Consider the following 13928-nt stretch of genomic DNA (forward strand, 5'->3'; position numbering starts at 1 on the left):
TGGCTGCCGGTCTTGGGGCGGTTTTCCCCGGGGCGGGATGTGCGTGCCGCCGACCTCCGTCGCCTGGTCAGGGCAGCCCTCCGCCGCTGCCGATGAGAGCCTCGAGGCGAGCCGCTGATGTGCGGCTCGACGGGGCTCCGACTGGCGGGATACCCGCAGAATTGGCGTTCCTCGGGCGCGGCCTGCTCCGGACGTACAGGGTTGCGAGATCTCCTGGACTTGCGCGGCGGAGGGCGTTTTCGAGGCGCTGTCGGCGAAATGTGGCGACTTGGCGGGGGCCGCGGCGCTGTGGCATTCTCGCGGCATGGCAGCCACGCCCATCGACAACGACGCCCGCGCGCAGCAGCTCGCCCGAGCGATCGCCTCGGACATCCAGCTCTACAACAAGCAGAAGATCGAAGAGGCGCTGATCAACGACAACTTCTTCGACGCTCTCGGGGAAGAGATCATGGAAGGCCGCGACCTGTTCCGTGGCCGCGTGACGCCCGAGCTGTTCCGCAAGAACTACTACGACCGCGCCATCGTCGACCGCGTGATCAAGCCGATGGCGAGCCTCAAGACCCACATCTGGTAGGCTTCGGGCCTGCGCCTCCACCTCGGAACCGACGCCATCGGGCGTCGCCTCGACCAGGTCTCGTCGCCGAGCTCGCTCGCCGCGGGAGCCCTTGCACGCGCTCCCAGCTGGCTCGCGCCTTCGCGGCCGGTAAGGTGTGCGCGGCCGGCGGGGCGCGCTCAAGGCGTCTCGCCTGGTCGATGCCGAGGTCGAGGTCGAGGTCGAGCTGCAGGCGCCCGAGCCGCTGCACGCGACGCCGGAGGCACTGCCGCTCCATGTGGTGTTCGAGGACGAGCACCTGCTGGTGATCGACAAGCCGGCCGGGATGGTGGTCCACGCCGGTCCCGGCCACTCGCACGGGACGCTGGTCAACGCGGTGCTGCACCACCTGGGCATCGGCGCCGAGGCGCTGCCGGTGCTGCCCGGCAACGACGCGACCCGACCGGGCATCGTGCATCGCCTCGACCGCGATACGAGCGGGCTGCTGGTGGTCGCCAAGCACATGCAGGCGCAGGAGGGGCTGGCGGCCCAGTTTCGCCGGCACTCGCTGCGCCGTCGCTATCTGGGAGTGGTGCGCGACGCGCCGGCCTTCGCCGAGAAGACGCTGCGCACCGGGCACGCGCGCGACCCGATCGATCGCCGCCGCTTCACGTGGGACGCGAGCGACGGCCGGCGCGCAGTGACGCACCTGCGCACGCTGCAACGGCTGACCGGCGCGGCGCTGCTCGAGTTCCGCCTCGAGACCGGGCGGACGCATCAGATCCGCATGCACTGCCGCATGCTCGGCCACCCGATCGTCGGGGACGCGCTCTACGGCGGGCTCGGCGGCCCTCCTGCCATCCGCACGCTCGCCGAGGGTTTGGGGCGCCACGCCTTGCACGCCGCGGTGCTCGGATTTTCTCATCCGATCTCCGGGGCCGAGCTGGACTTCGAGAGCCGTTTGCCGCCCGAGCTGCAGGGCTTGCTGGTGGCGCTCGGCGGCGCGGAGCCGTGAGCGGGTTCTGCGGGCGAGTTCTCGTGCTTCGGAACCGCGGCGCACCTTGAATGTTGCGCTCGGCGGCGCGGGACCCTAAGAGGTCGGGGTGCTCGCTCGTGCCGCGCTGCTCGCCTCCTCGCGTCTCGTCCACGGCTTCACCGATCGCACCGGCGGCGTCAGTCGCGGTCGCTTCGAGAGCCTCAACCTCGGTCGTCGTTGGGGTGACGAACCCGGCAACGTCGACGAGAACCTGCGGCGCGTCGCCGCGGCCGGTGATTTTGCGCCCGAGCAGCTGCGACTGGTGCGGCAGGTCCACGGGGCGGCGGCCTGGCGGGCGTCGGCGTTGACGCCGGGCGCCGAGGGCGACGCGCTGTGGGCCCGCGCGAGTGACGGGCCGGTGGTGGTCGGGGTGATGACGGCCGACTGCGTGCCGGTGCTGCTGGCCGACCGCGCGGCGTCGGCGGTCGCGGCGATTCACAGCGGCTGGCGCGGGACGGTGGCGAACGTGGTCGGAGCGACGGTCGCGGCGCTGGCCGACGATGGGGTGGAGCCGTCGCAGCTGGTGGCGGCGATCGGCCCGTGCATCGAGGTCGAGGCGTTCGAGGTCGGCGAGGAGGTCGCCGAGCAATTCGCGGCGGAGCACGTGCGCCGAGAGCCCGGAGCGCGGCCACACGTCGATCTGGTGGCGGCAGTCCGGGCTCAGCTGGTGGCGGCAGGTGTCCCGAAGGACAGTATCGAGCGCGTCGGCGGGTGCACCTGCCGGCACCCGGAGCAGTACTTCAGCTATCGTCGCGACGGCGCGGGCATCGGTCAGATGCTCGCGTTCATCGGCATTCGCGGCGCCTGAGCGCCGGGGCTCACTCGGCGGCGGGAGCGGCGGGCGCGGCTTCCTTCTTCTTGCCGTCGACCGTCAGGTTGCCGTACTGGTCGGCCAGGGTCTCGCGCTTGCCGCCGAAGATGCCCTGGAAGGTGAAGAGCATCATCCAGGCGAACATCAGGGTGAACGCCCCGACGACGACGATCTGCAGGATGCCTCCGACGTCGGAGACCGGGGGCTTGGAAGCTTCGAGCTCCCACTTGTTGTCGGCGATTTCAGAAGCGGACATGGCTGCTCTCCAGGCGCCCGTGGGCGAGCACGCAGCAACCTAGCACGAGCGGCGCCGGCGAAACAAGCCGAGCGCGCGGCCCAGGCCCGGCGGAGCCCGCGCCCCGGCGCTCCCGGCGTCCCGGTCCGGAGATCTCGCCTCGGCGCCCCGCGGCGCTTGCTACACGAGGCCCGGCCCCCGGGCGGCCTGGCTCGTCGGGGAGGCGGTGCTGCGCGAGCTCGCCAGCGCTCACACGCGGGCGGCCGGCCGAGGGGCGGGCGAATGATATGTCCTTGGAGACAGGCCGTTCGCCGCGCTCCTCCGCGAGCAGCGGTGCTTGCCGGGCGAGGTCGGGCGCCGCTCCGCGGTCGCCGGCGTTCAGCGGTACTTGCCGCCGGTGGGGCTCGACGTCCGGCGCGCTCCGGCGGCGCCGCTCAGCTCGAGGCCGTAGGACGGGAGCAGCTGGCCGGTGAGGGTCTGCAGCTCGACGGTCGCGCGGAGGAAGTCGATCTGGGCCGAGAGCGCGTTGAACTGGGCCAGCGCGAGCTCGTCCTGGCGGAACAGCACGTCGTAGCTGGTCGAGCGGCCGACGCGGAAGCGGGCCTCCTCGGCGCGCAGGTTCGACTCGGCCAGGCGCACGGCCTCGCTCGTGATCGTGAGGCGCGCGCTGGCGGTGCGCATGGCGTTGACCGAGCGGATGACGGCGATCGAGATCTGCTGCTGCGACTTCTGCAGGTTGTACTCGGCCTTGCGGATCTCGAGGATCACGCGCTCGTGGTTGGCCTTCGGCGTACGGCCCTGGATGTCGAAGTTGAAGTTGAGCGAGCCGCTGATGTTGAAGTCGGCGAACGGGCCGGTGTTGAAGTTCACCTTGGCGACGTCGGTCGCGGTGAAGAAGTTCTGGAACGCCTCCGGCCACGAGGCGCGCTTGGCCGGGATGCCGGTGTCGACGACCGCGATCTGGTCGATGCTGCGGCCCTGCGGGGCGAACTGGAACCGGAAGTCGAGGATCGGCAGGCGGGCGTTGGCGGCCACGAGCTCGTCGATGCGGCGGCTGGCGATGCCGATCTCGAGCGAGCGCAGCTGCGGGTTGGCCTGGAACGCCTTCTTGATCTCGGCCTCGAGGTCGATCTCCCGCGGCGCGAGCGCCTGCGGGTCGGTCTGCGGCAGCACGCCGAGGACCTTGCGCTTCGAGAACTCCTGGCCCATGAACTGCCGCAGCGTCAGGCTGCGGTCGAGCAGGGTGTTCTCGGCCAGCACGACCTCGTTCTCGCGCGCGACCAGCGACTGGTAGATCGTGTCGAGGTCGAGCTGCGACTTGCGGCCGGCCGCGACCTCGGCCTTGACCCGGCGGTGCTGCTCCGAGGTCGTGGCGGCGCTGCGGCGCTTGTTCTCGAGGTCGCGCGAGGCGAACAGGACGTCCCAGTAGGCGAGGATGATGTCGTGGATCGCCGTCTGCGCCATCTGCAGCTGGTTGGCTTCCATCTGCGTGCGCGCGATCCGGGCCCGGTCGATGTCGGCGCGGTTGACCCGCACGCCGGCGTTGCGCAACAGCGGGTGGGTCAGCGTCAGGCTCGGCGAGATCAGGTAGGCGTTCAGCGAGCGGACGCCGGCCGCCGCGTTCTGGATGTTCAGCGGCTGCAGCGTCGAGCTGCGGGTGGTCGTGACGGTGAAGTTGATCGTACCGCCCGACTCGAGCTTGCGCTCGAAGCCGAAGTTGCCGGACAGCTGCTGCTGGCCGACGTTGAAGGTCAGCTGCGAACCACGCTGCGGGGTGACGGCCTTGCTGGCGGTCACGCCGGCGAGGAAGAACACGTCGTAGGCGCCGAGCGCCGCGGTGATCTGCTTCTCGGTGATGGCGATGTCGATCGCGCTGTTGCGCAGGTCGATGTTGCCGTCGAGCGCGCTCTTCAACACGTCGCTGAGCGACAGCTCCTCGGCCGCGAACGACAGCGGGTAGAGGGTCGCCGGGTCAGGGGCCGGGGCGCTCGGGGCGAGCTGCTCGAAGGACCTGTCCCGGGGGACGTGGTCGAAGGGGCAGCATCGGGCCGCGGCCGCATCAGCGGGGTGCGCGGCGCCGACGGATCGGAGGGGCTCGGGGGCCGAGTCGCCGGCGGCGTGACGCTGGTCGGCGACTGACCGAAGTTGACGCCCGGCGCCGGACGGGCCTCCACCGGCGGCGGATTGGCCCGCTGCTGCACGTCGACCGGCATGCCGGTCGTCGGATCGAGGGTGCCCGGCGCGGGGGCGGCGAGCAGGGCAGCGAGCAGGGTTACGGTGAGGCCCAGCACGGATCCAGAGGGCTACTAACGCCGGGGGCCGGCGGGGTCAAGCGGCACCTCCCGGGTGTGCGGCCAGACCGGGCGCCCGCGCAGCCGGTGGCGCCCAGCCTGGCAGGGACGCACCGGCGAGGCAGGGCTCGGGGCTGCCTTGCAGGCTGAAACTATCGGGGCCGACCGGGGGTCGGCCGGAGCACGTGAGCCAGGTCCGACCGAAAACCCGTCGATCGCGGCGACGCGGCCCCGGACGGCGCTCTTTGCGGGGCCGCACGGCGGGCTCGCCCCCGACCCGGAGCCGACCCCGGTCGACCCCCGCCGGTACCTGTCTTCGCGGACAGAATCGCCGGGTCGCGCGGCGCGTGCGGGCGCGCCCAGGGAGCGGATGGTCGCTGGCCGCGAGCCGCAGACCTGTCCCCGAGGACATGTGCGAGGCGCCGGCGACTCGGAGCGAGCGGCGAGCCGTCGGGGTTCCTGTCATGGCTGTCCCCGGGGACAGGTCCGTGGAGCGCAGGCGCATTCGCCGGCGTCTAGCCGTCGACCGCTCGCGTCGGAGGTGTCGAGCTGTCGGGGTTCCTGTCATGGCTGTCCCCGGGGACAGGTCCATGGAGCGCAGGCGCACTCGCCGGCGGCTGCAAGCCGTCGACCGCTCGCGTCGGAGGTGTCTCCGAGGTCAGGTGGCGCGGTGGGCAGACCGGCGTCGGGCCTGTCCCCGAGGACATGTCGTAGAGCGCCGATCAGCGCGCGCGGCTCAGGGCTCGACCTCGACCTCGAGCCACCACCAGTCGACGCCGAGGCGGCTGTCCCTCAAGACATAGAACAGGGTGGCGCGGCCGTCGGGCGGGAGCTCGTCCGCGTCCTGCTCGCCCTTGCGCATGGTCCATTGATTAAAGGCCTGGCGGTCGTCGCTGCCGCCGGACAGCAGGCGGCCCCAGGTGCGGTACCACGAGCCGTCGATGCGCTCGGTCTGGAGCTCGCTGCCCGTGCCGCCGATGCCGTTGTTGATCGGCACGGGGTAGGTCTGGAGGTCGTGGGCCGGGGTCTCGGTGTCGATCTCGAGGGTCTGGCCGCGCTTGACCTTGACCACGGCGCCGCGCGGCAGCTCGCCGAGCTCGAGCGCCTCGTCGGCCTCGGGGTCGAGGACGGTGACGCGGAAGCTGGAGATCCGCGGGTTGCGGTCGCCGTCCGGGATGTCCTCGGGGTCAGGTACCTCGCCGAGCTCCGGCGGCAGGTCGAAGCCGAACATGCCGGCGAACGACAGCAGCTTCTCGATGGGGCCGACCGAGACGCGCGTGACGGCGTAGATGCAGTCGTTCGGCAGGTCGGCGGCCTTGCTCAGCATGGCCTCGGCGCACTCGCGGGTGCTCGGCGAGCCGGGGCCCTGGCTGATCATCGTCAGCTCGATGTCGCCGCCGAGCAGCAGGTTGGCGGCGAACGGAGCGACGAAGTCGAGGCGGCCGTCGTCGCTGCCGTCGTCGGGCAGGCGACACGGGCTCGGGTACTCCGGCAGCGCCATGGCGCTCGGGTCGATGTCGGTGAAGCTCGGGACCGGGCACTCCTCGAGCTCGTCCAGCTCGAGCGGGACGGCGGCGCGCAGGCAGGCGAACAGGCCCTGACCCGGGCCGAGGCCGCAGGCGATCCAGATCGGGTCGAAGTCAGGGCCGGCGATGTCGAGGACGCCGGTCGGCTCGACCATGAACGGGGTGACGCGCACGGTCTCGAACGGCAAGGCCTCGCAGCGCGTGCCGGCGTCGGCCGGCTCGTCGTCCGGGAACAGCGGGACGATGACGTCGCTGCGGAGGGCGAGGATCCGCGCGTCGGCGATCCGCTGGCTCACGGGCAGGTCGGGGGCGCAGGCCAGTCCGAAGAGACATGTCCCGAGAGACAGGAGGGCGGCGAGCGGCGCGCGGCGGGCCGAAGCGGACGGACCGGGGTCGTGAGGACGGAGCGCGCGCGGCACGGCGGCCCGGACGATAGCGCCGATCGCCGGCGGGGGGCAAACGCGCGCCCGCACGCGCCCAGCCGCGCGGCTCGGGGGCGACGAGACCCGCGACAGCAGGTCGCCGTCGAGGAGGCCGACCAGCCTCACTTCGCCGCGGCGAACTCGTACTCGTAGCGGAACAGGTGCGCGACGGGGTGGCCGTCGGTGTCGAGCGCGGGGAGGAACGCGGCCTCGCGCAGGGCGGCGGCGGCGATCTCTCCGCAGCCGCCGCCGATGTCGTGATCGATGTGGACCAACTCGACCCGGCCGCCGAGGCCGACCTGCACGTCCAGGACGACGGTGCCGTGGACCGCTCCGTTCGTCACCGCGGGGCAGGTCACCTGCGGCACGGAGACGGTCAACGGAAGCTGGCTGATCCCGGACGGGAGCTTCGCGGCGCAGGCGAAGAGCGACAGCGCGAGCGTCGGCAGGACGCGTGCGAGCATCGTCAGTCCCCGAGCTGGAACTCGTACTCGTAGCGCAGTTCGAAGTCGGCGGGCTGGCCGTTGGTGGCGATGGCGGGCCGGAACTTGGCCTTGCGCAGGGCCTTGGTGGCGATCTTGCCGCAGCCGTGGCCGATGTCCTTGGCGATCTTCACGTCCTTGACGGTGCCGTCGCGGCGGACCTGGACGGTGAGGATGACGACGCCCTCGATGCCGAGCTTCTGTACCGCAGGACATTGCTCTTGGGGCACGTTGACGACGGCCGGGAGCTCGCGGATGTAGAGCTCGCCGCGCGGCTCCCAGGTGGGGCCGCCGTCGCCGGTGCCGCCGGGGGTGCCCTTGGGGCTGCCGCCCTTGCCCTTCGATTCAGGGCTGCCGGTGCCGCCGGGCGTGCCGCCGGGCGTGCCGGGGGTGATCTTCACCCCGCTGTTGCCGGAGGTGGTGGTCTGGCTGGCGTCCATGCGCAGCGGCGGCGGGGCCTCGTCGGGCTCGGCCGGCGGCGTGTCGGCCTTGGCCTTGGGCCGCGGCTTGGGCGGGGCTCGTTCTTGCGGACCTCCGGCACCGGCTGCGGCTCGGGCGGGGTCTCCTGCGGCTTCTCGGGCTCCGGTTCGGGCTCGGGCTCCGGTTCGGGCTCGGGCTCGGGCTCGGGATCTCGAACTCCACGAGGTCGATCTGCGGCTCCTCGGGCTTCGGCGGCTCGACCGACAGGTAGCCCAGCACCACTGCGAGCACGGCGTGGAGCCCGAGCGAGCCGAACGCCCCGGTGCCGGATCGAGAGAAAGCTGCCGCCGAGGCGCATCGCAGATCTCGCTCAGCTCGGCGCAGGGGTGGCCTTGGGCTTCTCCGTGGCGATCGCGTACTTCTTGACGCCGGCGTCCCGCAGCAGGTCGACGAGGTGGATCATCGACTTGACCTGGGCCTCCTCGTCGCACTGGATGATGCCCTGGAGGTCACGGCCCTCGGCGAGCTTGCGCGTGATCGCTTCCTTGATCGCGGCGTCGCCGTCGACCGGCTTGTGGTCGACCTCGAGCTTGCCGTCCTTCGCGCAGGTCAGCAGGATGTGGTGCTGCTTGGGCTCGAGCTTCTGGCCGGTCTGCGCGTCGGGCTTGTCGATCGCCAGCGCCTCGGACTCCTGGATCTTCGTGGTCGTGACCATGAAGATGATCAGCAGCACGAGCATGACGTCGACCAGCGGGGTGACGTTGATGCTGTTGATGCCCTCTTCGTCGTCGGAACTGGTGTCGGCGGCCACGGCGTGGATCCCCTTGCGCAGGCCGGCGGCTCAGTGCGCCGCGTCCTGGTTGCCCGAGCTCGACAGCGACAGCACCATGTTGGTGAGCGCGTCGGCCTCGCCGAGCAGCGCCTTGACGCGGCGCTGGAAGAAGTTGAAGGCGATGACGGCCGGGATGGCGACGAGGAGGCCGACGGCGGTGGCGACCAGCGCCTCGTAGATGCCGGCCATGACCGCGTTCGAGTACTCGGCGCTGCCCATGACGCCCGAGCGCTCGATGGCGCGGAAGGTCTCGATGATGCCGAGCACCGTGCCGAGGAGGCCGATGAACGGCGAGTTCGAGCCGACGGTGCCGAGGAAGTTGAGGTTGCGCTCGAGCCGGAGCTTCTCGCCCGGGCGCAGCGCGGCCATGATCGCGGCCATCGAGGCGGCGCCGCGCTGGCTGGTCTCCAGCATCTGCGCGGCGATCCGCGCCCCGGGGCTGGTGGCGCCGCGCAAGAGCTCCTGAGCCTTGGCGAGGTCGCGGTCGGCCAGCGCGGCGTGCAGCGCCCGGACCAGCGCCGAGTCGCGCCCCTGGACGCCCGAGTAGAAGATCAGGCGCTCGATCATCACGGCCACGCTCACGACGGAGAGCCCGACGAGGATCCAGAGGATCCACTCCGAGCCGACCGCCGAGAGCTCGAGGAATTTTTCCGAGAGCTTCATTGGTGGGCCCGCGAACCGTAGCCCAGCCGGCGCGAAACGGCCAGTGTTCGCCGGCGACGCGGGCGCACGGCTGCTCAGGCGGGGCGCTGAAGCTCGCGCAGGAGGGCCGTCGCGTAGCTTCCGGAGGGCAGCTCGAAGCTGAGGGAGACCCCGGGGCCGAAGTCGTCGTGCACGGCTTCCATGTCGACCGCGAGCGGCGCGATCTGCAGCGGCCGCCGCGTCCCCTCGAGGGTGTGACCTAAGCCTTGCAGGGTCGGCAGGTCGATCTCCGCGCGCGCCAGGATCTCCGCTTCCAGCGCCCCCGAGGGGGTGTCCGGACCCGGCGCCCGCATCTTGCTGCCGAACATCGGCCCGGTGATGCCGAGTTCTCCGGCGTCCAGCCGGGCCTTGTCGGTGACCGGGTCGGTACACTCGAAGAGGCCGCCCGTGGCCGTCTTCTTCAGGATGTCGCCGCGCAGCACCTCGCGCATGAGGCCGCGGGCGCGGCGCTCGAGCAGGTAGAGGTTGAACAGCGCCGACTGCCCGGCGCTGAGCAGGAAGTCGGCCCGGCCGCGCCGGCGCGCGCGCCAGAGCGGCGAGGCCTCGCGTCAATTGTCACTGCCGAACCGCTGTTCGCCGTAGAGATTGTCGAGGCCGCCGAGCGCGCGCAGGCGCTCGACCTTGGCGCGGCAGCGGGCCAGCGCCTCGTCGACCGCCACGACCGGATCGCGCACGACGATCGTGAAGCGATTGCCGCGCAGGTGGCCGCGGCGCAGCTTGTTGCCGTGGGGGTGAGCTGTCCCGAGGGATATGTCCGAATGGACAATTGCCCGAGGCGCGCGGCGGCGGCGGCGGGCAGCGAGATCCACTGCTCGGTGACCGCGTCCTTGTCCTTGAGGCCGGCGAGCCCGACCTCGGCGCGCGGGATGGCGAGCTGGCGCGCGACCTCGGCGACCGCCTCCTCGCTGCCGACGCCGCGCTTCGTCAGCACCAGCAGGACGTGGGCGTTCGCTCGGCCGTCGGGGTCGTAGGCCGGGACCTCGAGGACGCGAAAGTCCTCCGGGCGGCTGCGGATGGCGCCGCCGACGCCAGGCAGGTCGGCGGTCTGCAGCGGGGGCTCGCGCAGGCGCTCGAGGTCGGAGGCCGACAGGCCGCGGCGCGCCCGGGCGTCGCTTGCGGTCGGGGCGTCGCCGCGGTGCCTGTCCTTCGGGACAGATGCGGGATCGCCGTGCGGGCCGGCCGGGTCCGCGTCGAGGCTCCTGTCCGTCGGGACAGGCGGGAGATCGCCGCGCGGGCCGGCCGGGTCCGCGTCGAGGCTCCTGTCCGTCGGGACAGGCATGTTTCGGCTGTCCTCGGAGACAGGCGAGATGTCCTCGGAGACAGCCGGCTCGGGGCTGTCCGCGGGGACAGGTGCTTCGTCGTCCTGGCGGTCGCGGCTCACAGCGAACCCGTGCGGCCCTCGAGGGCGGCCTTCGGCTTGCCGGCCTTGCTCTCGCGGTCGTCGACCTGCTTGGGGCGGGGCGGGGCGATCGGGCGCGGCGGGCTGCGGTCGGGGCGCTTGCGGCTGGCGTCGGCCGGGCCGTAGGTGTCCTGGATGTACTTGAGGTAGAGGCGAGCCTGGCGGCCGTGGTGGTGCTTCGGGTGCTGCGCCTGCAGCTCGGCGAAGGTCGTCCGCGACAGCTCGATCTCGTCCATCTTCAGGTACGTCAGCGCCAGCAGGAACAGCACCTCGGCGTCGAGGCCGATGCCCGAGTACGACTTGTGGGCCGTCTCGAGCCGGCCGATCGCGGCCTCGGGGCGGTCGCGGTCGAGGTAGAACTTGGCGACGTAGAGCTCGTGCTCGAGCAGGCGGCGGCGGACCTCGTCCTGCAGCTTGATCGCCAGCGGGTGCATCGGGCTGTTCGGGTAGTGATCGAAGAAGTAGGCCAGCTCGACCAGCGCGTCCTGCAGCTGGTCCTGGTCGCGCTGGTAGTGCGGGGGCATCAGGAAGAAGCCCTCGGGCGCGTTCATGTAGGCCGAGACCGCCGCCATGTACGCGCACCAGCCGTTCAGCACGTGCTTGTGCGTCGGGTGCAGCTTGTAGAACTGCTTGAACTGGTCCTGCGAGGTCGTGTAGTTGCCCTGGGCGAACTCGGCGCGGGCGATCAGCAGCTCGGCCTCGACGGCGTAGCGGCTGAACGGGAACCGGATGCGTACGAAGTCGGCGTACTGGATCGCCTCTTCGTAGTCCTTGTCGGTGAACTCACCGATCGCCAGCTCGTAGTTCTCGCGCGCGGTCTGGCCGTAGTCCGTGCTGAGATTGGGACCCGTCTTGCAGGCTGCAAGGCTGAGCCCCACCGCCAGCGCCGCGCTGCACAGCCGCCGCATGCCGAGCCGCGAAGCTAGCCGCGGCCCGGCCCGCTGTCAAAGGCCAAGTTCCTCGCGCGCCGGTTATCGGCGGGCGGCTCGTGCGGCGGCTCCGGTTTCTTGCGTCCGGCCGCCCGGACCCCGATCATCGGTTAGGCTGCCCCGGATGGAGACGCGACACCTCGGCCGCTGGGCGGCGCAAGCGCTGGTCGCGGGCTCGATGCTCGGCATCGGCATCTTCATCGCCCCGCCGGTGGTCGCCACGCACGTGCAGAGCCCGTTGTGGTTCCTGCTGCTGTGGGCCGCCGGCGGCCTGGCCGCGCTGTGCGGGGCGCTGTGTGTGGCGGAGCTCGGGGCCATGATGCCGCGGGCCGGCGGCGAGTACCCCTACCTGCGCGCGGCCTACGGGCCGGGCATCGCCTTCGCTACAGGTTGGCTGCAGCTGCTGGCGACCTTCCCCGGCTCGCTCGCGACCATGGCCGTCGGGACAGCCGCGTTCCAGCTGCCGGTGCTGCTCGGGCCGAGCTTCGCCGCGCCGGTCGACCTCGGCCTTTTGACGGTCGAGGGCCCGACGTTCTGGGCGATCGCGCTGGTGGTCGCGCTCACGGGGCTCAATCACGTCGGCATCGTGCTCTCCGGGCGCGTGCAGCTGGTGCTGACGGTGGTGCCGCTGGCCGTGCTGCTGGCGGTGAGTCTGTTCGTGGTCGGCGACATCGGCACGGTCGAGGTCTCGCGCGAGGCCCTGCGGGTCGGGCTGCACCCCGGGCCGTCGGGGTCCGCCGTCGCCCAGGCATACCTGTCGATCTACTTCGCTTATTCCGGGTGGAACGCGGCGATCTACATCGGCGGGGAGATCGCGGACCCCGGGCGCAACCTGCCGCGCGCGGTGGTCGGCGGGACCCTCACGGTCGCGATCCTCTACTTCGTGCTGTGCGCCGGCTACCTCTCGGTGTTCGACATCGACAAGCTGGCCGGCGTCGGCGAGGCCGGCACCGCGGCCGCGGGCGCGCTGTTCGGCCACGCCGGCGTCATCGTCGTGACGCTGATGATCTTGCTGGCGATGCTCGGGTCGATCAACGGCACCGTGATGACGGGCTCGCGGATCGCCTACGCCATGGCCCAGCAGGGCCACTGCATCCCCGCGGCCGGGCGGCTGTCGGAGCGCTTCGGCACGCCGGTGGTCGCGCTGTGGCTGCAAGCGGCGCTGGCGATGGCGCTGATCCTCAGCCATCGCTTCGAGCAGCTGATGGACTACGCGGCGGCGGCGATGCTGATCTCCGGCTCGCTCGCGGTCGCCTGCGTGATCGTCCTGCGGCGCAAAGATCCAGAGCATCCGCGGCCGTACCGCCTCGGCTTCTACCCGTGGGCGCCGCTGATTTACATCGGCTCGAGCGTGTTCGTGCTGGGCGCGCTGGCGGCCAAGGGCGACCTCTCGGTGCTCATGGCGGCGGGGTGGTTCGGGCTGGCGCTGCTGCTGCACGCCCTCGTCGTCGCGCCGCGGCTGCGCTAAGGTTCGCGCCATGAACCGGCCCTTCACGCTGCTGACGTGGAACGTCAACGGGATCCGCGCGCGCCTCGACGACGTGCTCAGCTTCCTCGCCGAGAAGAGCCCCGACGTCGCCTGCCTGCAGGAGACCAAGTGCGAGGACAAGGTGTTCCCGCGCGTGCCGTTCGCGGAGCTCGGCTACACCGTGCACATCCACGGGGCCAAGGGCTACGCCGGCGTGGCCACGCTGTCGAAGGTCAAGCCGACCGAGGTGGTCACCGGCTTCCGCGGCGGCGACGCCGACTCGCACTGCCGGATCTTGAACACCGAGATCGACGGCCTCCGCCTCTACAACCTCTACGTCCCCAACGGCACCGCGCTCGGCACCGAGGCCTTCACCTACAAGCTCGCCTGGCTGGCGCGCCTCAAGGCCGAGCTCGCCGAGCACTACTCGCCGGACACGCCGGTCATCCTGTGCGGCGACTTCAACATCGCCCCCGACGAGCGCGACGTCGTCGACCCGCGCGCGCTCGAGGGCTGCACCCACTTCTCGCCGCAGGAGCACGCGGCCCTGCGCGAGCTGCTGGCGTTCGGCCTGCAGGACTGCTTCCGCAAGCACGACGACCGGCCCGGCCAGTACACCTGGTGGGACTACCGCCGCGGCGACTTCGACCGCAACCGCGGCATGCGCATCGACCACGTCTACGCCAGCGCCCCGCTGTACGCCCGCTGCGAGTCGGTGGTCCACGACAAGACCCCGCGCGGCTGGGACGCCCCGTCCGACCACATCCCGGTGATCGCGACCTTCCGCGGACCGTGACGCTTGACGGCCGCCGCGCCGCGCGGTGAACTCGTGGGCGTGTCGCC

General features: G+C 71.6%; 15 protein-coding genes and 1 pseudogene. 5 read left to right on the forward strand and 11 right to left on the reverse strand.

Features of this window, described 5'->3' with window-relative positions:
- Positions 1-304: 304 nt before the first annotated feature.
- The 3 genes from OV079_RS43045 (at position 305) to pgeF (ending at position 2376) form a co-directional block, all read left to right on the forward strand.
- A complete protein-coding gene (locus OV079_RS43045; protein WP_096328116.1) occupies positions 305-574 on the forward strand; it encodes a hypothetical protein in 270 nt (89 codons plus the stop codon).
- Between the two features lie 136 nt (positions 575-710).
- Positions 711-1547: an RluA family pseudouridine synthase gene (locus OV079_RS43050; RefSeq protein WP_267775536.1), complete on the forward strand. Its 837-nt coding sequence runs from the start codon at positions 711-713 to the stop codon at positions 1545-1547.
- Between the two features lie 88 nt (positions 1548-1635).
- Positions 1636-2376 carry a peptidoglycan editing factor PgeF gene (gene pgeF / locus OV079_RS43055; RefSeq protein WP_267775537.1) on the forward strand — a complete coding sequence of 247 codons (741 nt, stop codon included), beginning with the start codon at positions 1636-1638 and terminating at the stop codon, positions 2374-2376.
- 10 nt (positions 2377-2386) lie between these two features.
- Here the strand turns inward: pgeF and OV079_RS43060 are convergent, their stop codons facing one another.
- The 11 genes and pseudogenes from OV079_RS43060 to OV079_RS43110 form a co-directional block, all read right to left on the reverse strand.
- Positions 2387-2635 (reverse strand): hypothetical protein, encoded by a 249-nt coding sequence (locus OV079_RS43060; RefSeq protein ID WP_267775538.1) that lies wholly within the window; start codon positions 2633-2635, stop codon positions 2387-2389.
- A 357-nt stretch (positions 2636-2992) separates the two neighbouring features.
- The gene (locus tag OV079_RS43065) at positions 2993-4531 is read right to left on the reverse strand and encodes a TolC family protein (RefSeq protein WP_267775539.1); all 1539 of its coding nucleotides are present in this window, start codon (positions 4529-4531) and stop codon (positions 2993-2995) included.
- The gene (locus OV079_RS43070; protein WP_267775541.1) at positions 4525-4905 is read right to left on the reverse strand and encodes a hypothetical protein; all 381 of its coding nucleotides are present in this window, start codon (positions 4903-4905) and stop codon (positions 4525-4527) included. The genes OV079_RS43065 and OV079_RS43070 overlap by 7 nt, the downstream gene beginning before the upstream one ends.
- Positions 4906-5641: 736 nt before the next feature.
- Positions 5642-6850 (reverse strand): hypothetical protein, encoded by a 1209-nt coding sequence (locus OV079_RS43075; RefSeq protein WP_267775542.1) that lies wholly within the window; start codon positions 6848-6850, stop codon positions 5642-5644.
- 125 nt (positions 6851-6975) lie between these two features.
- Positions 6976-7317: a hypothetical protein gene (locus tag OV079_RS43080; protein WP_267775544.1), complete on the reverse strand. Its 342-nt coding sequence runs from the start codon at positions 7315-7317 to the stop codon at positions 6976-6978.
- A 2-nt stretch (positions 7318-7319) separates the two neighbouring features.
- Entirely contained in the window at positions 7320-7775 is a 456-nt protein-coding gene (locus OV079_RS43085) for an energy transducer TonB (protein ID WP_267775545.1), read from the reverse strand.
- A gap of 350 nt (positions 7776-8125) precedes the next feature.
- Entirely contained in the window at positions 8126-8566 is a 441-nt protein-coding gene (locus OV079_RS43090) for an ExbD/TolR family protein (protein WP_267775546.1), read from the reverse strand.
- A gap of 30 nt (positions 8567-8596) precedes the next feature.
- Positions 8597-9250 carry a MotA/TolQ/ExbB proton channel family protein gene (locus OV079_RS43095; RefSeq protein WP_267775547.1) on the reverse strand — a complete coding sequence of 218 codons (654 nt, stop codon included), beginning with the start codon at positions 9248-9250 and terminating at the stop codon, positions 8597-8599.
- Positions 9251-9324: 74 nt separating this feature from the next.
- Complete coding sequence (gene truD, locus OV079_RS43100; protein ID WP_338089135.1) at positions 9325-9786, reverse strand: tRNA pseudouridine(13) synthase TruD; 462 nt, start codon at positions 9784-9786, stop codon at positions 9325-9327.
- A 51-nt stretch (positions 9787-9837) separates the two neighbouring features.
- Positions 9838-10568 (reverse strand): annotated as a pseudogene (truD, locus tag OV079_RS43105) (tRNA pseudouridine(13) synthase TruD).
- Positions 10569-10666: 98 nt separating this feature from the next.
- Positions 10667-11596 (reverse strand): outer membrane protein assembly factor BamD, encoded by a 930-nt coding sequence (locus OV079_RS43110; protein WP_267775551.1) that lies wholly within the window; start codon positions 11594-11596, stop codon positions 10667-10669.
- 145 nt (positions 11597-11741) lie between these two features.
- Between OV079_RS43110 and OV079_RS43115 the strand changes: the two genes are divergently transcribed.
- Positions 11742-13085 carry an APC family permease gene (locus OV079_RS43115; protein WP_267775552.1) on the forward strand — a complete coding sequence of 448 codons (1344 nt, stop codon included), beginning with the start codon at positions 11742-11744 and terminating at the stop codon, positions 13083-13085.
- Between the two features lie 10 nt (positions 13086-13095).
- Positions 13096-13881: an exodeoxyribonuclease III gene (gene xth / locus OV079_RS43120; RefSeq protein WP_267775553.1), complete on the forward strand. Its 786-nt coding sequence runs from the start codon at positions 13096-13098 to the stop codon at positions 13879-13881.
- Positions 13882-13928 lie beyond the last annotated feature (47 nt).

The sequence above is a fragment of the Nannocystis pusilla genome (assembly GCF_026626665.1).
Taxonomy (GTDB): domain Bacteria; phylum Myxococcota_A; class Polyangia; order Nannocystales; family Nannocystaceae; genus Nannocystis; species Nannocystis pusilla.